Genomic DNA, 21,951 nt, shown 5'->3' with positions numbered 1-21,951 from the left:
TAAGTTTTAGCAGTGTGACTACTTAAAATCGATTTTATACTGCTGATTATTATTAGTAACACTGTTAAAATCCACAAACTAATTACTAATAATTAATAATTAATTTTAACGAGATGCCTGATTACATAGACAAATCAGTTGAACAGCAGGAGTTAATGCTTGCTGTTCAGCTAGCAAACGCGAAGGTCAAGACCCCTCGCCTGACACCTAAAGAAGCCTGTTACAACTGTGACGAACCACTGGTTCACGAGCCTGACCGGTTGTTCTGTGACAAAGATTGTGCAGACGATTTCGAAAAATACCCAAGGGAGGCATAAAGACAATGAAACTACACTTTGTTTCCGCGCACAGCAAGATAGGTCCGATGCGTAAAACGATTGGCTTAGCTGATGGTAGCTCACGCTCGTACCCGCTTGCTGCAAAATTAACGTCGTACGAAGCAGAGTTGAACGTAGAGGAAGAAGGCTTAGCAGGCTACCGAGAGTTGCTATTAGAGAACGCCCGATATGGTCGAGCGCTTTACAAGGGTTTGTTCATCCGTCCTTTAGCTCATGAGTCACGTCGAAACATGACTGACCAAGATGCCCGTACCGAGTTTTTGGTGCTGGACGTTGATGGTCTGAGACTAGAGGGTGAGCTAAAAGAGCGCTACCGCTCGTCAGACGTTAAGCAGGTTGCTGAGTCGGTAATTGAAATGTTACCCACTGCCTTGCATGACGTTTCTTACGTAGCTATGGCCTCAAGCTCATTTGGCCTGAACCAAGATGAAGTGTCGGTTCACATACACTTTTTACTTGAAAATTCAGTGTCCCCCCGTGCGTTAAAAGAGTGGCTTACGTCCCTTAACTACTCTCAGTCTGACATTTATAACAGGTTGAAGCTAACAAAAACAAAGACACGCCTAAAGAGTGTTATAGACCCATGCTTAGCGGAACCCGCCCGTCTAATTTACATTGCCCCGCCTAGTTTTGGCCCAAAGCGCACTAACCCGTTTATCAACGATGACGAGCGTTTTGTGCTGGTTAAAAAAGGTAAAGAGTTACTTAACCTAGACCCTTTGCTTGAGGCCGTTCATGACAAGATGGACGCTATAAACCAGATACGTGATACCAAAATTAAGGAGTTGCAACAAGAGGCTGGGATTGTAAGGCACAAACCGAAGTTTACGCGAATAAACGTCGATGGCCGTCCAATGAATGTTATGGCTAACCCGCCGACCGTTCGTATGGAGTTTGCCTATGAGGACGACGAGTTTGTCCGCTATAACGTAGGTGGCAGTAAGAACAACGCGTACTGGGTAGCTCGCTCTAACCCAGAGGTTGTGCGCTGTTTCATACCTGACGAGCCTGCTTTTTTGTTCAAAAGTGCTGACCCTGAAGCATATGCCAAGCATATCGAGAAGTATGGTGAGGCATACGAGGAAGTGAAGGACGACGAAGGTATCGTTCGCAAAGTTCAACGTTCAATGTTTATCGACCAAACGTCTGACATGTATATGACGATGGAGTACGACAAAGATAACGACGAAGTTGTTGAGTTAAAGGAGCGTAAGAACGCGCAAATAGCTGCTGAGTGGCTAAAGCACTACGGCCAGCTAGTACCCGACCCTGTACCTGCTATTCATGTGACGTTAGACCCGAACCGAGGTGAAACCCGCTTTGCGATAGGCGACAAAGACTACATAAACCGATTCAAGCCGTCGGTTTACATGCGTGACAAAACGACGCATGACTACCCTGAAACCCTAACATACGGCAATGCTTGGATGCTGCACTACGACTGCCCTGTCATCAGTGAAATCATCTTAAACATGTTGGGTGACGATATGGACTGCTTTGAGCATTTCATTAACTGGCTTGCGTTCATCATGCAGAAACGAGACAAGACACAGACCGCGTGGCTTGTGCATGGTACAGAGGGTACGGGTAAAGGCTTACTGTTTAAGTCAGTGTTACGCCCACTAATCGGTCAGCAGTATGTGGCACAGAACACGCTGCAAGGGATAGCCGACGACCAGTTTAACGGCTGGATGGAAGATTTAATGTTGCTGATGGTTGACGAGTTCAACATGCGCGGTGCAGCGAGCTTAACAAAAGCAGCGTCACTGTTAAAAACGCGTATTACCGAGCCGACAATGATGCTTCGTAAGATGCAGCAACAACAGCGAGAGGTTGTTCAACGGCTGAACTTCATATTCGCGACAAACGACTTGGACGCAATGCCTGTAACGGATAAACGCCGTTACAACATTGCACCGAGGCAGCAGAGAAACCTTGAAGCGCGTCTTGAGTACATCAAATCGCACCGAGAGCACACGGACGAGTTGATTAAGGGCGAGCTACACGCCTTTGCGACTTACCTTCGCTCATTCAAGGTGGACACTCACCAATCTGGTTCAATCATTATGAACCAAGCACGCATCGACACGCAGAAAGCAGGTATGAGCGCATCCGATAGCTTCTTCACTGCGCTACGTGACGGTGACTTTGGTGCGTTCATCGGTATTCTTGATAAGTCGACAGCGAACCTTGAGCCTAAAGAGTTTGCACAGTTGACGCGTGTTAAGACATTCCTGACGGCCAACTTAGAGCACGTGAATACAGGTAAAGCATGTTACTTGCTACCTGACGATTTACGCATGCTTTACAGCTACTTGGCGGGTAAGGAAATATCTGAAAACGCCCTATCTCGAATGCTATCAACGCACGATGTTGAGAAGAAACGTAAATCACGTCCTGTAGGTGCAAGAGCGCCACTGCCATCACGACCACGATGCGTAGAGGTGTTTTGGAACTACAGCGACGAGGAAGTGCTAGAGGCAATCAAAGATGCTAACAGCACTCTGCCGAGCAACGTTTCATCAATCGACCCAGAAAAAAGAACCAGCGAGGACTTCGAGCGAGCTATGGCTGAGGCTAGAGCTGAGCTAGAACAATCCGTTGAACCCGAAATATATTCAAATAATGGATACGACCTATGAAAAATCCAATCTTATACACAGCCCGTGGATGTAAATTCTGCCCTGACGTTAAATCATACGCTGAGCTAGCTGGCGTAGAACTCGATGTTGTTCGCCTATCGGAAAGTAATCCGCATGGTCTTCGCTCGGCGCCAGCAATTGAGCATAAAGGTGAAATTTACATAGGTATAGACGACTGCGCAGCGTTCATTCGCCGCTATGCGAAGGAGGCCGCGTAATGGATTTTGCTGCCAAACTTAAGGCCAAGGCCGCTGAGTCTGGTCAACAAACAATACAAGGTAAGAGCAATACACCAAAGCCTTCGGATGCGGTGAAAGCGGACAGCAAAGAGGGTCTAGCAGCAATGCTAGGCGCTCGCGCTAAAGAAACAAAACAAAAAGCCGTAATCACGCAAGCACCAAAAAACAATTCAGTTAAAAAAGCGGGAGACTTAAATGCTCTATCGGATGCACTTAAACAAGCAAAGCAAACGCGTGAAGATGAACGCGGCGCAATGGTCGTCGACTTCCCAACAGCAGCTGTCAAAGCCTGGTCATTCTCAACACTCAAGAAGTTCGAAAACTGTCAATGGGCAGTCAAACTAGGCAAAGTAGACAAAATAGCCGTCGATTCTGGAGAGGCCGCACAACGAGGAACGGTCATTCACGACGGCTGCGAAGCTTGGGTTCGTGGTGACGTAGAAGAGTTACCAGCGGATAACCGAACCAAGTTCGACCAATTCTCTGCGGACTTCTCTAGCCTGCGTGATGACTACCGTGAAGGTAAAATCACAATGGAAGAAAATTGGGGTATCCGCAAAGATTGGTCGCCGTGCGATTGGGACGACGACGAGCTTTGGGGTCGCGCAAAACTTGACGTATTCATCCGTGAGAACGAAAACTCATGCCGAATCATCGACTACAAAACAGGTCAGAAGTTTGGCAACGAAATGAAGCACGCAGACCAAGGGCTTAGCTACGCGCTGCATACAATGCACCGTTTCCCTGAGATTGACGTGTTCAAGGTTGAGTTTTGGTACTTAGACGACGGTACTAAGATGGTTCGCACATTCAACCGTCGCCAGCTTGGTATGCTGCTACTTCGCTACCATAACCGTGCTAAAAAGCTAACAACGACTAAAGACTTCATACCTACAGCGAACGCGCATACGTGTCGTTTCTGTGAGTACGGCTGCAACACTAACCGTGATGGTAAAGCATACGGTAACGGCGCATGTGGTTTTGACCACTATCGAGGTTTAGATGTTGCCTAAAAAAGAAAAACCGACGTTTAAGCCGTTCGCCCACCAAGAGGCATTTGCCAACCTGTGGGGCGACAAAGGGCGAGTGTTGAACTTCGACGGATGCGGGACGGGCAAAACGCTCGCCTGCATTCATGCGGTAAAAACCTACTGGCCTGATGCCCGTGTTCTTGTACTCGCGCCCCTTTCCATTTTAACGCCAGCGTGGGCTAAAGACCTGCGCTTTGGCTGGCCCGAAACAACCTACGTCATCGCTGCGGGAACAGCGGCCAAAAAACGTAAAGCCTTCGAGGGTAACGCCCAATGGGTAATCACGAACCATGACACGGTTAAGATGATCGACAACGAAGGCTACGCGTCTAAATTCGATGTTCTCATTGTTGACGAGGGCGATGCCTTCCGAAACAGAACGTCTATGCGTTCCAAGTCCATTAACCGTATTGCGGGTGACATTGAGAAAATGGCGCTTATGACGGGTACACCCTCCCCTAATACCATTCTCGACATTTGGCACTTAGCTTTCCTGATAGACCGAGGCGAGCGCTTAGGTAAAAACTTCTTTGGTTTTCGCCAGCAAGTGTGTGACCCCAAGCCTATTGTTGGTGCACCAGCGAGTGCAATGAAGTGGGAAGATAAAGCCGGTGCAGCAGACCATGTGACACTGATGCTATCGGACATTACCTCACGCGTTGCCCTTGATGACGTTCAAGAGTTACCAGAGACCATTTACCGAGAGGTAACGGTTGAGCTGCCTAAGAAGATACGCCGCGACTACGAGTTCCTAAAACGGGAGTCAGTATTGGCATTAGAAAGTGGCGAAATGCTGAATGCCGTTCATGCGGGTTCACGTATGCAAAAGCTACTGCAAACGTTATCGGGTGGCGTATATAACGAAGATGGATCAGTCATTAACGTACACAAAGAACGTTATGAGCTGGTGCTTGACTTGGTTGAGGAGACAGACCACGCGCTTGTTGCGTTCAACTGGACACATCAACGTGATGGCCTGATAGCCGAGGCCAAAAAACGAAAGATTACTTACGCGGTAATAGATGGCGATACACCGTCGTTAGAGCGTAACCGAATCGTTCACCAATTCCAGCAGGGCAACATACATGTGATTTTCGCTCACCCACAATCAGCGGGGCACGGTTTGACATTGACCATGGCGAACCGTGTTATTTGGGCGAGCCCTACTTATCGTGCCGACCTCTACGAGCAGTTTAACCACCGTATCGTACGAACAGGCCAACAACGTAAGACCGAGATTATTCATATTGCGGCTGAGGAGACGGTAGAGGAAGAAGTCTACCAGAAGATGCTCAACAAGCAGATGAACATGATTGACTTACTAAACACTATCGCAGGACTGTCGCAAGCAGCCTAACCACAACTTTTACATTATAGAGAGAACCATTATGAGCAACTTACCTTTAAACAAATTCCAAATCACAGCAGCAGACTTTGACCTTGAAGCGTTCAACGAGGCCGTTAAAGACGTTCGCCACACGCGCAAGCAAGTTGTTGAGTTCGGTAGCGACTTCGAAGAAACACGTGCGAAATTAGTTGAAGCCGAAGAAGGTTTAAAAAGTGCTATGGCCGACTTGAACCTTGACGAGATAACGAAGCTAACCGCTGAGTGCAAACGATTAAAAGCCAAATTGCAAACTACGCCAGTGACCAAAGTACAAGCGTTCGACGAAGCGATGGATAAGCTACACGCATTTTTTGACGCAGGTTGCCGTGCCCCAAAGGAATTAACTGAAAACACAGAACAAGAGGCAGCATAAAATGTCAGCAGCAGAGAAATTAAATGAAGAGTTTGAACTATCAGATATTCCGGCCAGCGAGCTACCAGACCGTAAGGCTGTAGTTACCGAGTTGTTTCGCGTTCGTCGCGAGATAGCTCTAATTGAAGCAGAGCAGCTAAAAGCTCTTAAAGAGCGTAAAACCGAGCTTGAGAACTACCTAAAAGCAACCCTAGAAGTAGGCGAAAAAGTAGCTTACGTTGGCGTAGGTGCTATATCTATGAGCGAAGAAACACAACCCTCTGTTACGGATTGGGACGCATTGTACGAGTACATTAAAGACAATGATGCGTTTTACCTCCTACAGCGTAAAGTCAATGCAGCACCATTTAGAGAGCTTATTTCAATGGGTGACACACTAGCAGGAGTAAAACCCGTTCAAGTAAGAAAACTATCGGTACGTAAAAATTAATTAGTAACACTGTTGACTTGATTTAACAGTAATACTAATATTGCAGCCTCAACTGGTTCTCTCTATGTACCTGTTGTGGTTGCTTGCTAACCCCCTACTTCCTAGTCAGTCGTTGGGTGTTTTTCGATCAAATAACTTGATCCAATGACTCATTAACGAATAATGAATAACGAATATAAGGAATACCATCATGGCAAATAACACTAACGTAGCTGTTAAAGCAGAAGATAAGTTCACAGGTGTAGCAACTATTGAAGAACGTAGCGAATACGTTGGCCGCGGCTCTGAAAATGTTAGCACTGACGACTTAGCCATTCCTCGCTTAAAACTGTTACAAATGATCAACCCAGAAGTAGAGCCTGGCAACCCTAAACAAGTTGACGGCGCACAAGCTGGTATGATCATGAATAGCGTTACAGAAGAACTATACACATCGCTGTTCCTAATCAACTTAAGCTTTACAAAGAAAATCGTTGTATGGCGTAAACGTAAGTTAGGCGGCGGTATGGTCGGTTCATACGACACAGAACAAGAAGCCCTAGACGCACTAGAAGAACAAGGTCTAGCGGTGAAAGACCATGATATTTCTGAGAACCCTACTCACCTAGTATTACTGCTAGATGATGAAGGTAATCCGAAATCTGTTGCACTACTTGATATGCCGGGGGTTAAAGTCAAAAAGTCACGAATCTGGAACACCCTGATTAATGACGAAGAAAAACAAGGCAACCCTCGCTTTGGTTGTGTGTGGCAATTAGGCGTTGTGTCCGAGTCTAATAGCTCAGGTAATTTCTTCAACTACGACATATCACTTGTCGCTCATGCTCCAGACGAGTTATACGAGCAAGCTGTTGAAATGTATAGCGCTTTATTTGCTTCAAAGACCGAAGCAGCATAATAGCCCTACCACTTTAGGGCATTGGCCGACTCGTTTTAGGGTCGGCTTTTTTGTGTAAAATATTAAAGCAAAATGAATGAATGTTTAAAGTTTGATCATAAAAATTTACTATTTTTTGAATCTTTCGTTAACAATTAATTTTTTATTAAATTTCATAAAATTAACACTTCAAAACACCTTTACAATACTTTACATTAGCGCCTTAAATTTTTGGTGGCCAATGGTAACAGGAGAATATAATGGTCAGCGATTACATGGTGGACATCGAGTCTATGGGCACGAACGCAGGTGACGCGATTCTGTCAATCGGCATTGTTCCAATGGATTTAAAAAACAGAAAGATACACAAAGGCTACTACACTCGTATTAGCCTCGAAGATAGCCAAAAAGCAGGTTTCCGCATCGACGCGAGTACCGTCCTATGGTGGCTACAGCAAGAGCAAGCAGAGCGTGACGAGTTTAAGGGTAACTACGCACATAAGCCAGTTAAAGACGCACTAATCGAGCTAAGCGAGTTTATCGCGGAGCAATCGAAAGGTGTACCTGCCGACGAAATTCGCCTGTGGGGTAATGGCGCAGCGATGGACAATGTGCTGATAGCCGAAGCCTGCAAGATTTGTGGCCTCCCCCGCCCTTGGTCTTACCGTGGCGATATGTGTTACCGCACTATCAAGAACCTAACCCCACAAATTGAACGAGTTGAGCCGACTGTTGCACACCACGCATTATTCGACGCAGAGGCACAAGCGCTTACTCTATTCAAGCGATTAGAGGCGTTGGGCTTGTAATGATTGAATCACAGTACACAGCGAACGTCGGCAAAAGACTGAATTCGAATATAATGCGTATGTGGAAAATCAACGATAATTTCGCGGGTGGCGTACCTGACGCATTTTATCGGCACCGCAATGGAAAACGCCCGTTATGGGCTGAGTACAAATTCATAAAGACACTACCCAAGCGGCCTACGACGGTCGTTAAGCCCGACTTATCTGCACAGCAGCTATTGTGGCTTAATGAAGCTGTAGAGGCCCATGAGCTTGCAGTAGTGATCATCGGCTGCGAAGCCATAAAACATCAACGACAAGTTTGTGGTGTTGTCCTAACTGACCCTAGCGAATGGGTTAACGGCATAACCGCCGAAGAATTTGCCAATCGTGCAGAAAAATTAAACTACACAGCTATAGCAGCATTTATTGAGGAAACTACATTAGAGGGGGGGCTTTCAGACCATCGATTATAGGGAGGCTAGATCGGCTGGAGGCCACTCCGAATGTGGTGTTCATGTCTTAGCAAACGTTAACATATGCGTTGACATGTAACAGTGCTACTGTTAAATTATGTATAAGCAACACAACCACAACGGGGAATTTTTAAGATGGAATACAGTAATGATGTACTAAAGAAAGTACAGCTTGCATGGTCATCCCATAAAGATGCTACGGCGCTAAGTCAGGCCAGAGCAGCAAAGGCTATGGGCATGAACCAGTCGGCTTTCAGTCAATATCTGAGAGGGACGATTCCGCTTAACACTGACTTTTTGACTAAGTTCACCGCTTTTACAGGGCTTGAGCTGTCTGACTTCGGTGCTTCCTCGGACACTGTTCCAGAGAAGCCGTTACGAGTATTAGCAACGCTGTCGGGGCGTAAGCCAACAAACCCGTCAGCGCTTGTTGAGACTATACTCGAATGCGATGAGTCGTACTTCATAGAAGTGGACTACGACGATTTCGGCCTAAAGAAAGGGTCAATGCTGCTCGTTAACCCAAAGGGTAACGTACGGGATGGCGACAGAGTGGTTTACCTTCGTAAGAAGGGACAACCAATTGTGTTTGGTGAGCTATCAGAAACCGAAGAAGGCTGGGAGATCTTGGAACAACTCTGGCAAGGTGGAAGACGCTATTTAGTTGACCCTAAAGACGACGTTTTTAGAGTCGTGTCTGTATATAATCCGCAAGCTAGAGGGAGAAAATTTAGATAGAGTACGAGTGTGTACTAAAGGAATTTAAATGCCTGACTCAGCACAACAACATGACATTATAGAAAAATCGCCCCACTACAACACCCGCTCAGTGGAGGCTATTCACTTTATTAGGCATATGGATTTTGCAACAGGTAATGCGTTTAAATACATTTGGCGCTTTGGCCTCAAAGACACAACCGGCTTGGAACGCGGAAAAAGAAATTATTACATTAAGAACGCCCTTATATATAGACCTAACTTTGTATCTGAGGACGTCGGCTACTGCATGATTCGCATGTTATCAGCAATGGCTGAAGAATTTGAAAGAGATCAATTCGAGCTTTTAGTTGCCCTTATATCTGCCTCTATGGGTGACTACGAGTTGTTAATCGCGCGTGCTAGGCAGCTTGAGCTGTTCCCTATAGCCGCAGAACATTTATTGCTTAATGGGGGTTAATATGGCTTTTAACGTTGAGTGGGTAACGCTTAACGCTATGGCTAAGGCAACGGGTTACACCGTTGCCGCCCTACGTAGCAAAATTAAGCGTGGACAACTATTTGAGGAAAAGCACTGGCGCAGAGCGCAGGATGGCCGTTTACTCATACATGTAGAAAATTTTAACGACTGGCTTAAACAGTAACACTAATAAATATGATAACAGTAAAAATTATTGCAGATTCAATCGCCAATGGCGTACGTATTACAACAGCAGAACTAGAATACCCTAGATTCATTCACGCGGAGCTTATGACGCATCGTGTTTTCTCAAGAAACAGTGCAAGCTCACGCGCTATACCAACAAAGAAAGTGAGACAACAAGTATGGAATACGCCAGAGTTGCCTATACACTGGGGCACGAACCAGAGTGGTATGCAAGCCCAGACGACTTTAAAGACCCTCCCGTCCTGCTTAGCACGCGCTTTGTGGAAAGGTGCATCGAAAGCGGCATGTATGTTTCATTGGGGAATGGAAAAGGTAAAGCTACACAAGCAAGTCTCGAATCGTATATTAGAAACCTTTCAGACAATGAAGGTTGTGGTTACATCGACGGAGTGGGCGAATTTCTTATGGTTACGCGACCACAAAGACGCACAACCAGAGATACGTGAACTCGCACGTAAAATAAGCACGGCCTTAAATAACAGTGTTCCTGTTGAACTAGGCTATCAGGAGTGGCATTTACCCTACATAACTGACGAAATGCGTGAGTGCTACGAGCTACAAGAGCTACTAATTATTTCTGTTTCGTGCTGTGCGCAGGTTAGCTACCGTACGCTTGATATGTCACTAGACAAGGCGCTGCGTATCTTTGAGTCATTAACATCAGGCGACCGTGTTCATGCCTCCCCTTTCGAGCATCAAGCTACACCTATTCCTAATTACCATAAGCTAACGAAGGCCAAAGCTAAACGTATTGGCGTTACACACTTTGACGTTGACGGTGGTCGTTGGTCGGGTAACTTCCGTGGCTGGATTCAACATAGACAGCTCATTAAGGGGCATGTTGTTTGTCAATAAAGAATATTAGGCTCATTCTCATGTGAGCCTAATACTTGAAACCCAACTCAGTTGAACAATGCAAATAATTGCATTCCTATCAATAGCTCAAATGAGCTATGAGCTCTACGTTTATCAAGAACAACAACTTTAAGTAGAAAAAAAGACTTTTATCCTGCAAAATATAATTAAGATTAAGTATTGATATATATATTTTTTTTAGGGAATGAAATGGCATTTGAGTTTAATAATATAAAAGGAAAACAACCATTAGTTGATTACCCTTGGAGAACTGAGGTCGATCGATTACTTAACTGGCTAGAAGGACAGGATCCGCATATTCATGCTTTTTGCTTTGACCTAATGATTTCTTGTGCCTACATAGATGCAACCTCTGGGGTAGAAAAATCCATTGAACAATGTAGCCATATTAGTAGTGAGTATAACTCCCATCTTGGCTTTATAAATTTATGTTCACCATGCTACACGAATAAAAATAAATGGACCTACCAAAAAGCCGTAAAGCCGCAATCTGGGGCTTTGGGCAAACTTAGTAGTGAGATGATCTTAAGATTCATTGAAAAGCTTTATCCCGAATTATCTGAGGTACTTGTCATCGGAGGTTCTGAAGCCGCAGATGCAGTACTCAAACACAAGTCTGGACTCATAATTTTTGCCGAGGTTAAATCTGCACCTTTGGTCACCTACCCTTTTGTTTTTAATGTCCCAGAGAGCTGTTTAAGTGGAAACCATGAAAAACTTACAATTACAACATCACAGCTGAGATCTAGCAGTTCAGCAATTTTTCTTCATGGTATAGGGCCCATCCCACTAGGCACGCTTGAAGGGGCTCTCTGGCCATTCAAACCTTTGGTCGACTTTTTAATAGATGAAAGTAACAAAACAATAATTAACGATTCGATTAATGAATGGTTATCAGCCAAAGCTGCATACACACATAAAGACAGAACGAATAAAATGTTTTTTCTTGCAAATGCTAGCGGTAGCCCTCCTAAAATTGCTAAAGATTTAGATGGGTGGCCTAAGAAAGAGTCAATAAGTGATAGCAAAACAAGTGCTGGGATGGACCGCACCGATGATATTAAGAAGGCTATTTATCAATCACTTAAAATTGGGACAAACCTAAAAGGTGATTCTAGATTAAAAACAGCTATAATATCTAATCTTCCAGCATATAGACATGGGGGTGAGTACGTCACCCCTTTTACTGATATGATGTGGGGTCTTGAGAAGGATTTTAAAACGATCGATGGACACGAGGCAATACTTTCTAAAGATCTTAGAAGAGCCTTCGACTTTATAATCACTTTAGAAGAACCTATTTTACGCGACATGAAAATATGAAATTACCAAATCATGAGACTAGAGAATATAGTGGTGTAGTCCTTGAGAGAATGAAACACCTTCCTCCAGGTGGAAAAATGGGCGACTTGCCTGAACACTTGCAACACGCAAGTTTTATCCGCACGGGGGAAAAAAAAACAGGTGGTCCGAATATGCGCTTGATTCGATTGGAGGAGCACAAACCATCTCTTACTGTTACTGCTTATATATTTAACAAGTTCGTACACCCGAAACAGGATAGGTACGTAACTCCCAGAGAGGCTGCTGTACTCCAAGACTTTCCAATAGATTATGAATTCAAAGGTACACTAGGGCAAATTCATAAGCAGATCGGAAATGCTGTCCCCGTAGGTTTAGCAAAGGAACTTGCTAAAGAAGTAGCTAAATATTTTGAACGCTTAAACCTTGGTGGAAAAATAAAAATTGCTTCTTACTTTACCGGTGCAGGAGGGCTTGATTTAGGTTTCGAACAAGCCTCCGACAACATAGTTGAATTTGAAACTTGCTTCACAAGTGATATAGAAAAGTGGGCTGAAGCGACTATAAAACACAACAGACCTGAATGGAATTTCCACCGTGAAGATATAACGGAACTTTGCCCTTCGACTGTGATTAGGGCTGTAGGGAAAGCCCCAGATGTAATTATAGGAGGCCCCCCATGTCAGCCTTTCAGTGTTGCAGGTAAGCAAAAGGCGACAAATGACCCTCTTGGCGTACTTTACAGAGACTATATAAGGCATGTCGATGCTCTAAAACCCGAAATAGTAGTAATGGAGAACGTTTACGGTCTTGCACAAGTGAAAAGTGCAAATATGATTGAAGAGATATATAAATCTTTTCATGATATTGGTTACGACGTAACACATAGAGAGTTAATGGCTGCTGACTACGGAGTTCCTCAGAAAAGACGAAGGCTATTTTTTGTAGCGGCCAAGAATCTTCATTATTTTCAATACCCTCAACCGACTCACTGCGAAACAGAAAACCTATTAGGTCTACCTTTATATAGAGGTGCAGGTGAGGCGATACTTGCTCTTCCAGAACCGAGTATTAGAGACTAGTTGGAGTACCTGATTAAGTAATTATAAGTATCCCTTTATTGTGGCCTAATTAAGCTTCGATGAGGGGAAACTCTAAAAAATCAATCCCCCAACCTAGAACTCCCCCTATGCATTCTTATCGACTGTGTAACGACACCCTCAACACAATACTCGTCGGTTGCCTTTATTTTAACTGGCTTATAATCTGGGCTAGCGGACACGAGCTGGTTGTTCTTCATATCTGCTATTTTGCATATAAATAGACCGTTGTAGCACGCTACGATGACATCATAATGTTTAACATCTTGAGCCCTATCGATTATCAGTATATCTCCATCGTATATCCCTACGCCCTCCATACTTCGACCACTGGCACGGCCGATAAATGTGGAGTCTTTGATAAAAGTAGAGTCAAGCGTATTTTCTAAGTCTGTGAGTTGAGGCCCAATTTGGGCGTTTTCTGTGAGCATAGTGGGCTTCAAGAATTTTAGTTTGGAGTAAGGGTATAATACCAAAGAGCTGTATATATATACAGCTTTTGGCATTTATTAAATACCAGCAACTAAAAGTAAACTGACTTGCAGGTGACCATAAAGTGCAATTGTCGGACTGAGCTATCCACATAAAAATAATTACGTTACATATTTTTTATAGTTAGACATAAGCTATATCGCGCAAGTAAGTTTATAAGTTATCGTTTTTAATGAAAAGTAACTTTATTATAAATATTTTATAATACTAATGTTGTTTTATTACCTTTTTTTGGTACAATATTTAAGTTCATTATTTGAACTTATTTTAAATTTAAACGGATGATAAATTATGAAATATAAATATTTTGCAGCCTTTTTGCTTGGATTTAGTATGTGCTCTCACGCACAATTCGAAAACTCATTACCTCTTAAAGACTTTGTGTTTACTCCTTCCCAAATTGATAGCCTGGAAATTCTAACTCAAGAATCAATAAACCATCTTGAGCTTGAGGATATGAATGTAAAAAATGAAATCAATTTTGGTGGCGACAATACACACACAATTAAGTTTAATGACGACGAATTCAAGACCAACCTTACCTTTGGCCACAATGATCCAGATCTGACAACAAAAGAACTGTATGTAACTGATATTACACACCTGAATAATAAAATATATTCCATTTTTTTAAAAAGCCCTTCCCGTAAATGGGACTTCAATTTAACCTATTTACACGATACTCCATTCAAAGATGAAATTGGCGATATGGAGCTTCTAATTAATGGCACTAAATACCAATACATTATAGAAATCGATAAAAGCTGGACCGTTAAAAGCGCCAAAAAATATGCTATTGTTGATGAAAATATAAAGCTAGAAAATGATACTTATGAAGTACCTGAAAGTGTAAAAGTTAACATCCCTTACAGTCTTGATTTTAGGCCCGATAGCTCTATAAGTTCCAAAGCAGTTAACGGATGGACGGTTAAATACCCTTTAAATCCTGAAAATGCGGTTAAATTAAATCATTCAGTTCAAATACTCTGGCTTGTGCACCCTTCAATAGCCAAGGTTATGAGAGATTACAAATTTAGGAGCCGTTACCCTATTCCTGTTTTAAAAGACGTACAGAACATGTTTGTGAACGAAAAATTTGTTACAGGTGAAGCACCTAATTTTATACCTTTTGTTTATTCTACTGCTTATGAGAAAGTTGCTACTTCTGGTGGTAACTCTAACTTAAGATACGCATACAGCCTCCCACCAAGCGACGTATGCGGTTCGAGCTGCCCTACTGACTACAAAACAATCCTAGAACGTATGTCAAATAGTCCACAGTTAAGAGAAATGCGTAGACAGTGGAAAGCTGATGTAGTTATGTTCGTACATTTATCCTATGACTCTAACAATCAATACGCAGGCCTAGCTCTAACCCCTTATGGATATGGAGACTACAGAAACAAACATACAGGCTTTGCTGTTGCTGGTTGGGGAATAAATCCAAATCCAAACCTGTATTATCCGCAGCATGAGCTAATGCATGTATTGGGTGCTGGGCATAGTAAATATAATGATGTTCCAGGTAAATCTTATGCAAGAGCTTTTATAGGAAGTTATAAGGATAGTAGCGGTAGTGTAGAGGCAGTAAAATCTTTTATGGCATATAACAATATATGTGAGGAAACTATAAAAACTAGTTATTGTACAGGACACCCTTATTTATCTTCCCCTACTCGTTTAGTTGATGACTATGAGAAGAAGAAGAAAATACGCCTTGGAGCTGGAAGAGAAAATAACAAGAAAGCGGTAGCGCTTTATCTTAGAGAAGTTAGTCAATATAGCGACTCAATATAATAGTCCCTACTTACGAATAAGGCCGCTTGTTGCGGCTTTATTTAATAATCTAACCACTACATACCAACTCAAAAATTTTAGCTAGAAAAACGGTTAACTTATCATCCATACCATCGATGAAAGAGCCAGCAAAATCAATAAATTCGTCTACGTTAAATTCAATCTCTTGAATTTTATGCAGCAGCTGAATGAAGGTCTGTAAAATCAATACCTAATTCCATATCATTCCAACTTGATAATTTTAGCGATTCTTTCCCAAATGCTGACTTTAATTTTGATTCTGCGAGATTTAAAAATGCATTGGCTGAAGATAGTAAGTTAGTAAATCTTTGATAAACCTCAGTCGGCGAACTGATAGCCTACATATGGTTCACAATACCGTATACTAATTCGTTATTGGGGCCAAATATTCGACAAATGAAATTATCCAGATCTTTAACGTTTCTCTCGATAGCCTCATAAGCATAAGAGATAGGCTGCAAAAAATAAATCTCTTTAAAACTCTAAAAAATCTCTTTTAGTTCTAGATCATCAATAGGTTTTCGACCTATTGATGTATCTACTAAACCTTTAGCATTTATAACTTGTAACATTACCATTTTGTTCAATTCTAGCTCCTTTCACTCATAACAACTTATTGAAAACCATTGCGGTGGTTAATAACACACAAAAACGACGTTTAATAATGTTATTGCACAAAATTAGGTTTTTACTCAAAACACAGGAACAAATTTAATTTTTTCAGTGTCTGGCTATCGCTCTTTGCCGCCCCCACACTAAACAAAATTAACTACACCAATCCTTCGCCTTAGTGCCCCCGTCATAAGCAACACCCAAGCCTGAACTGATTAGAATGTCAGTCAGGTTTTTGTTGTCCACGTATACGTCAGCAACTATCCTAAAATACTTACCACGCTTTGTATTCCTAAGCTCAATAACCTTTGCCGAACGTAAAGCTTCAACGGTTACTTGCTTTGCTTGGCGAGCAAGATCTTTTTCTTGTTTACACTTGCCGCGTATCTCTGGTGTATCAACACCAGCTACTCGAATGCCGATTCTCTCCCCTATTAAGGAATGAAGTCCTTTAATATTAGCTCTGAAGGTATCTCCGTCATAGATCGAGGTTACTTCTGAGACTATCAGGGTGCCATGGTTCTTGTTTCTTATACTTTCAGCGTTAGCAGTGAAGGACAGCAAAAATAATAAAGCAAATAATCTCATGCGGCCTCTTAGTGTTATTAATCGATTATTTTGTACCAATTTAAGTTAAGAGCTTAAAACTTGCAACTTTTGTCGTGTGGTGATGATTACAAATATTTGAGCTTTACTGTAATACACTCGCCGCTTTTAGGCTCTCGAAGGTAGAAAAAGTGGGTCCACTGTGGGTCCATTTCGGGTCTTTTTTTGGGTGTGGGTCCATGCTGGGTCTGTACCGATTATAAGCTTTGATAACTTATGTCTACGCTACAGCCCAGCAAATTCGGGGGGGTATAAAATTATGCTAACCTATGCAAAACTGTTCTTCTAAAACATATCTTGATAGGAGTTGGTTGTAGTAAACGAAATGGCTTTATCAAAACCTGGCAGTTCAATACCCTCTTCGCCAATTACAATGTCGTTATCGTCAATGGCGCCATCGCCAAAACGGTATACTAATTCGTACTTGCCAAGGTCAGCTTGTGCTTTATAGGTATTTTGCGCAGCAACAACAGATGTATTTTTATCTGCATAACTACGCATAACCTCATCACCATGGCGCTTAGCAAGCATTTGCATTGTTACTTTAGCGCTCAATACAGTAGCTGTGGCGTTATTACCGCCAAAGCCTTTTGAGTTTATAAAGGCTATGTCCATGTCGCCGCAATCGTAATGACTGTTACGTATATCTAAGTGATCTGCATAAACATCGTCAGCAACTTTATCTATAGTCGTAATGCCCGGCATTATATTATGGCTAAATACGCCCAGCGCAATCGCCAGCTGATCGCCACTAGCAGGTGCAATTGTGTGCCCTACATAAGCTTTTGGCGCCGTTACTTTCCAGCTATCAATGGCAAAGGTTTGCGCTACTTTATGATAAATAAGTGACTCAGTTACTCTGTTTTGCGGCGTACTTGAACCGTGCGCTAAAATAAAGCTGCGATTTTGAAGCGCCTCTTTACCTAATAAGCTTGTTGCTAATGCCGCAGATTTAGCCATAGTAATGTAATTACCTGGGCCCGGTGAGGTGATTGATTTTTTAATACCATCGGCATTTACAAATACATCAGGTACTGAGCCCATAATGTCTGCACCAAGCTCTAGTGCTAATGCATCATCCATTAAAATAGTCACTTGTGCGCCTTCACCTAATGTAAAACCACAGTTTTCGCCAAATGGGCGGCTGCTTTTACGGTAATCGGGCTCTTGTTCACTGCTTAGGTTATCTAAACGGCGTAAGCCTTCAACATTTGCAAGGGCGCTCATATTACCAAAGCCTTCAACTACTTCAGGCGTTATAGCGCATTCAACACTTGCAACAACCGCAACACGGGTGCGCCCTGCTTGAATATCGTTTACTGCGGCGCGTAAGTTATATAAAAAAGTGGCACATGCGCCCGAGGTAGAAAACGTAGTACCTACATTACCTGTAACGTACGCGTTTATAAAATCAGTCGACATCGTGTTCAAACCAAGTGCTAATTGCTTAGTACTAACGCGATCGCCCTGCTGACGCGCTTTAACTAAACCACCTAATCCTTTATCGTCCATTTGACCAATAACAGAGGCTGAATAGGTGCCAATTTTATCTGGCTCTACGCTATTCATTATGCGTTGCCAGTCAAGGCCTGTTGATTTAATAGCATCGTTTGCTGCAAATATGGTGGCTTGCAAACCGCGTGGCTGATAACGGCTGTTATACATAATTGACGGATCAAACCCAGTGGGAAACTGCCCTGCCGATTTAATTGGGTTGTCACGTGTAGAATCAAGCTTTACGTCTAAGTCTGCGGCTATTGTTACTTTTACTTTTTTGCCGTCAAGCTCTTGTACATTCCAGCTTGCGGGCACAGGGGTTGGTAAGTCACGTGCGCGAGTTTCAAATACAATTGCGTTTTCGTCAGATGTCTTTAATGTCATTTTTTGCTGCCAAGGCGTGGCATCTGCGTCAAAATGTTCTTTTTCAATTTTACGAATGAGCGTCCCAGCAATAATTTGCTCACCAAAGCGTGCTTCTATGTCGCTTTGCTCAACATTATTACCATTTGAATCTTGAAGGTTACCATCAACAACGCTTACCAAGTTCATTAATGTGGCGAGGCCTAAAAATGTTTCACTACGATCTTGTGCGTTTAATGCATCTAACACGATACGGCGGTAACCTTGATGAAAAGAAGTTCGGCCTGCGGCGTTTATACCGCCCATGCCTACTATTACGGGTAATGCTGTCATAATTAACCTTTAATGCGTGTTATTGGAGAAGCAAACAGTTTAATTGGATTAATAACAACTCTTTATGCTTTAATAGCCAAATATTCTGCACAAAAGGCCAAAATGTACTGGTCGGAGCATTGAAATGAATAAAAAATCGCTTAACCCCGCGCTAAACATTGCAATCACTGTGTACCCACACTTACTTATTACCAGTTTAACGCTCCCCATTGAAATGCTAAGAGCGGGCGAAGCCTATGCAAAAGGCCACTTAAACCAAGCTGACTTTAGAGCACTTAGTATAAATTTAATTGCTAAAAATAATCAGCCAATACAAACCCGTACAGGGCTTGCTATAGTCCCCGATTGCACTACTGCTAACGCACCTTATAACGATTTAATTATAGTACCCGGCATATGGCGAAACCCTCGCCCTGTCGTTCGTACTAATAAAGAGATAGTTGAGTGGCTACAAGAAAGCTTTGAAACTGGCAGCCATATAATTGGTGTGGGTACTGGTAATTGCTTAGTTGCAGAGGCTGGGTTACTTGATGGGCACCCCGCTACCACCCACTGGCATTATGCAAAACAATTTAGCCACGACTACCCATTGGTCAGCCTAAAACCCGACTTTTTTATAACCCAATCTGAGCGTATGTATACGGTGGCAAGCTTAAATGCACTGGCCGATGTGATCGTACATATTATTAGCCAATATTACGGCAAAGCCGCTGCACAACACGTAGAACGTAACTTTTCGCACGAAGTTCGTAAACCCTACGAAGATCAGCGCTACCTTGAAGGCGCGGTTGACCGCCACCCAGATGAACTAATAGCGCAAATTCAGTTTTGGCTTAAAACTAATTTAGCCAGCGAGTTAAACCTGCAAGAAGTAGCGGCACAATTTAGCTTAAGCTACCGTACCTTTACACGGCGTTTTAAGCTTGCAACTAATCAAAGCCCTATAGAATATTGGCAACAGTTAAGGGTTGAAGGTGCTAAGGAATTATTAGCGTCGTCAAATTTAACTATTCAAGAAGTGGCACTTGAGGTTGGCTATAACGACCAAGGCCATTTAACTCGCGTGTTTAAAAAAGTGCTAAGCCAAACGCCAAGCGAGTACAGGAAAGTAGTAAGAAGAAAATTATTTGGTTAATGCATAATAGTTATTAAGTGGCTTTTATTGTTATATAAATTACACTATTACCTAAAATCCGATTCAGGTTATTGTATGAGCGATGAAATAAAAAAACAGCTTTTTGAGCAACAAAGTGATGGCTCTATCGACGAAAAATTATTGCGCCTACTTTCGCTTGTGCGCAAACATCTTAAAATGGATGTTGCGTTTATATCTGAGTTTACAAAAACAGATCGCGTTTTTAAGGTGGTTGATAACCAAACCAACAACCCCTGTGTAGCAGTTGGTAATTCAGATCCTATTTGCCAAACATATTGCAAAAAAATCTCAGATAACGACCTTGAACCTATCATACCAAACACACATAAACACCCAATTACTAAGGCTATGCCGGTTACAAAAAAATTAAATATAGGCTCATATATAGGTGTGCCTATAGTTTTAGCATCAGGTAAAATTTACGGTACCTTTTGCTGCTACAAAACAGCATGTGATGACAATTTAAATAATAAAGATTTGGCATTTTTAAAACTAATATCAGAACTTGCTAGCGAACTTATAGAGCAAAAAGCGCAATCTGATACTTTAAGTATTGATACAAAAATACTCATTGAAAATATTATAAAAACAAAAGCCATCACTATTTATTTTCAGCCCATTTTTAACCTAGCGACTAACCGGCTATCGGGTTATGAATCGCTTTCTCGATTTTTTACCGAGCCTTACAAAACACCCGATGTATGGTTTAAAGATGCCGATAATTTAGGTCTCGGTGAAGCGCTAGAAATACTTGCTATACAAAATACCCTGCACTGCATGGATGAGCTTGCCCCACACGCCTACGTAACCATTAATACATCGCCAGCGCATATATTATCGGGTGCAATTAATAACGTATTAAATGATGTAGATTGCACCAGAATAATATTAGAAGTGACTGAACATTCGCCTATTACAAATTACCAGGCTATGCGCTCTGCACTTGAGCCATTAAGAGCAAAAGGCGTAAAGCTGGCAATAGACGATGTAGGCGCTGGGTTTTCGTCTTTTCAGCATATATTAGAGTTAGAAGCCGATATTATAAAACTTGATATTAGCCTTACCCAAAATATAAATAACGACCGTAGAAAGTTTTTATTAGCAAAGGCGTTATGTGGTTTTGCAAAAGCAATTAACTGTTCAATTGTAGCTGAAGGCATAGAAAATGAAGATGAGCTTTTCACACTCAGAAAACTAAATGTAGATAACGTACAAGGTTATTTTATTGGTCGCCCCGCGCCAATTAACGAGGCAATAGAGTATCAAGCAGTCACACTTTAACTAATACATTTTAACGGAGTACGCCACTAAATTAGTGGCGCTCTGTGTCGTTAAACTCTTTTCGGTAGTAACGCTTTTGATAGCTTTTTACTTTAGTATGGACGCCTTTACTTAAGCTTTTAAATTTTGCCTCAAGTACATCTACACCATATAAAATACCGACCACCAGCACTGAAAGTTTAATAGCAGCACCTAAATTGTCTGTAGCTATCATTACGCCAATTGAGGCAAGCACCCAAATGGTTGCAGCTGAGGTAACCCCTACAACGGCTCCGTCTTTTGCAAGCATAACGCCAGCGCCTAAAAAGCCAATGCCTGTAATTATTTGCCCCACTACACGAGAATGATCAATTACATCGCCTTGTAAGTTAAACGCGGTCGATAAAAACAAATACGTGCCCAGCGTTATTAAAGCTGAGGTACGAATACCTACAGGTTTACCGCGCAATTGCCGTTCTATACCAATTATGGCACCGCAAAAAGCGGCGGTGCCAATGGCTGCCCACGAATAAGGGGCTACATCAATTAAATCTAAAAAAGTCACTCTTAA

22 protein-coding genes are annotated in these 21,951 nt (G+C 42.5%); 18 read left to right on the top strand and 4 right to left on the bottom strand.

The window, feature by feature from the left end; genetic code table 11:
• The first annotated feature begins 322 nt into the window (after positions 1-322).
• The 15 genes from PESP_RS07695 to PESP_RS07625 all read left to right on the top strand — a co-directional run bounded on the left by PESP_RS07695 (position 323) and on the right by PESP_RS07625 (position 13,225).
• Positions 323-2,980 (top strand): primase-helicase family protein, encoded by a 2,658-nt coding sequence (locus tag PESP_RS07695; protein ID WP_089347505.1) that lies wholly within the window; start codon positions 323-325, stop codon positions 2,978-2,980.
• A complete protein-coding gene (locus PESP_RS07690) occupies positions 2,977-3,198 on the top strand; it encodes a hypothetical protein (RefSeq protein WP_089347504.1) in 222 nt (73 codons plus the stop codon). The genes PESP_RS07695 and PESP_RS07690 overlap by 4 nt, the downstream gene beginning before the upstream one ends.
• 125 nt (positions 3,199-3,323) lie before the next feature.
• Positions 3,324-4,232 carry a PD-(D/E)XK nuclease family protein gene (locus PESP_RS07685; RefSeq protein WP_164504411.1) on the top strand — a complete coding sequence of 303 codons (909 nt, stop codon included), beginning with the start codon at positions 3,324-3,326 and terminating at the stop codon, positions 4,230-4,232.
• Positions 4,222-5,607, top strand: coding sequence for an SNF2-related protein (locus PESP_RS07680; RefSeq protein WP_089347502.1), 1,386 nt, complete (start codon positions 4,222-4,224; stop codon positions 5,605-5,607). The genes PESP_RS07685 and PESP_RS07680 overlap by 11 nt, the downstream gene beginning before the upstream one ends.
• Positions 5,608-5,638: 31 nt before the next feature.
• Positions 5,639-6,010, top strand: coding sequence for a hypothetical protein (locus PESP_RS07675; RefSeq protein WP_089347501.1), 372 nt, complete (start codon positions 5,639-5,641; stop codon positions 6,008-6,010).
• A gap of 1 nt (position 6,011) precedes the next feature.
• Positions 6,012-6,440 (top strand): hypothetical protein, encoded by a 429-nt coding sequence (locus tag PESP_RS07670; RefSeq protein ID WP_089347500.1) that lies wholly within the window; start codon positions 6,012-6,014, stop codon positions 6,438-6,440.
• Positions 6,441-6,630: 190 nt separating this feature from the next.
• Positions 6,631-7,338: a hypothetical protein gene (locus tag PESP_RS07665; protein WP_089347499.1), complete on the top strand. Its 708-nt coding sequence runs from the start codon at positions 6,631-6,633 to the stop codon at positions 7,336-7,338.
• A gap of 239 nt (positions 7,339-7,577) precedes the next feature.
• Positions 7,578-8,126, top strand: coding sequence for a 3'-5' exonuclease (locus PESP_RS07660; protein WP_089347498.1), 549 nt, complete (start codon positions 7,578-7,580; stop codon positions 8,124-8,126).
• Positions 8,126-8,581: a hypothetical protein gene (locus tag PESP_RS07655; protein WP_089347497.1), complete on the top strand. Its 456-nt coding sequence runs from the start codon at positions 8,126-8,128 to the stop codon at positions 8,579-8,581. The genes PESP_RS07660 and PESP_RS07655 overlap by 1 nt, the downstream gene beginning before the upstream one ends.
• 135 nt (positions 8,582-8,716) lie before the next feature.
• Positions 8,717-9,319 carry a helix-turn-helix domain-containing protein gene (locus PESP_RS07650; RefSeq protein WP_089347496.1) on the top strand — a complete coding sequence of 201 codons (603 nt, stop codon included), beginning with the start codon at positions 8,717-8,719 and terminating at the stop codon, positions 9,317-9,319.
• 28 nt (positions 9,320-9,347) lie between these two features.
• On the top strand, positions 9,348-9,758 hold the full coding sequence (locus PESP_RS07645; RefSeq protein ID WP_089347495.1) for a DUF3310 domain-containing protein: 411 nt from the start codon (positions 9,348-9,350) through the stop codon (positions 9,756-9,758).
• Between the two features lies 1 nt (position 9,759).
• A complete protein-coding gene (locus PESP_RS07640; protein WP_055253325.1) occupies positions 9,760-9,942 on the top strand; it encodes a hypothetical protein in 183 nt (60 codons plus the stop codon).
• Between the two features lie 11 nt (positions 9,943-9,953).
• Positions 9,954-10,820 (top strand): FAD-dependent thymidylate synthase, encoded by an 867-nt coding sequence (locus PESP_RS07635; RefSeq protein WP_089347494.1) that lies wholly within the window; start codon positions 9,954-9,956, stop codon positions 10,818-10,820.
• A 210-nt stretch (positions 10,821-11,030) separates the two neighbouring features.
• Positions 11,031-12,164 carry a hypothetical protein gene (locus PESP_RS07630; protein WP_089347493.1) on the top strand — a complete coding sequence of 378 codons (1,134 nt, stop codon included), beginning with the start codon at positions 11,031-11,033 and terminating at the stop codon, positions 12,162-12,164.
• A complete protein-coding gene (locus PESP_RS07625) occupies positions 12,161-13,225 on the top strand; it encodes a DNA cytosine methyltransferase (protein WP_089347492.1) in 1,065 nt (354 codons plus the stop codon). Before PESP_RS07630 ends, PESP_RS07625 begins: the two co-directional genes overlap by 4 nt.
• Before the next feature lie 80 nt (positions 13,226-13,305).
• Here the strand turns inward: PESP_RS07625 and PESP_RS07620 are convergent, their stop codons facing one another.
• Entirely contained in the window at positions 13,306-13,674 is a 369-nt protein-coding gene (locus PESP_RS07620) for a LexA family protein (protein ID WP_089347491.1), read from the bottom strand.
• Positions 13,675-14,026: 352 nt separating this feature from the next.
• Here PESP_RS07620 and PESP_RS07615 point away from each other — a divergent pair, with 352 nt between their 5' ends.
• Positions 14,027-15,532, top strand: a complete 1,506-nt coding sequence (locus tag PESP_RS07615; protein WP_089347490.1) for a zinc metalloprotease — start codon at positions 14,027-14,029, stop codon at positions 15,530-15,532.
• A gap of 786 nt (positions 15,533-16,318) precedes the next feature.
• Here the strand turns inward: PESP_RS07615 and PESP_RS07610 are convergent.
• Both PESP_RS07610 and PESP_RS07605 read right to left on the bottom strand, forming a co-directional pair.
• Positions 16,319-16,753 carry a thermonuclease family protein gene (locus PESP_RS07610; RefSeq protein WP_089347489.1) on the bottom strand — a complete coding sequence of 145 codons (435 nt, stop codon included), beginning with the start codon at positions 16,751-16,753 and terminating at the stop codon, positions 16,319-16,321.
• A 303-nt stretch (positions 16,754-17,056) separates the two neighbouring features.
• Positions 17,057-18,964 carry a beta-ketoacyl synthase gene (locus PESP_RS07605; protein ID WP_089347488.1) on the bottom strand — a complete coding sequence of 636 codons (1,908 nt, stop codon included), beginning with the start codon at positions 18,962-18,964 and terminating at the stop codon, positions 17,057-17,059.
• Between the two features lie 124 nt (positions 18,965-19,088).
• Here PESP_RS07605 and PESP_RS07600 point away from each other — a divergent pair, with 124 nt between their 5' ends.
• Together PESP_RS07600 and PESP_RS07595 are read left to right on the top strand one after the other, a co-directional pair.
• The gene (locus PESP_RS07600; RefSeq protein ID WP_089347487.1) at positions 19,089-20,099 is read left to right on the top strand and encodes a GlxA family transcriptional regulator; all 1,011 of its coding nucleotides are present in this window, start codon (positions 19,089-19,091) and stop codon (positions 20,097-20,099) included.
• Between the two features lie 75 nt (positions 20,100-20,174).
• Positions 20,175-21,401 (top strand): sensor domain-containing phosphodiesterase, encoded by a 1,227-nt coding sequence (locus PESP_RS07595; protein ID WP_089347486.1) that lies wholly within the window; start codon positions 20,175-20,177, stop codon positions 21,399-21,401.
• A 31-nt stretch (positions 21,402-21,432) separates the two neighbouring features.
• Here PESP_RS07595 and PESP_RS07590 read toward each other — a convergent pair whose 3' ends face one another.
• Positions 21,433-21,945, bottom strand: a complete 513-nt coding sequence (locus PESP_RS07590; RefSeq protein WP_089347485.1) for an MgtC/SapB family protein — start codon at positions 21,943-21,945, stop codon at positions 21,433-21,435.
• Positions 21,946-21,951: the final 6 nt, after the last annotated feature.

The sequence above is a fragment of the Pseudoalteromonas espejiana DSM 9414 genome, assembly GCF_002221525.1.
Taxonomy (GTDB): domain Bacteria; phylum Pseudomonadota; class Gammaproteobacteria; order Enterobacterales; family Alteromonadaceae; genus Pseudoalteromonas; species Pseudoalteromonas espejiana.
Note: the sequence above shows the minus strand (reverse complement) of the source record. Positions and strands in the feature narration are given on the sequence as shown.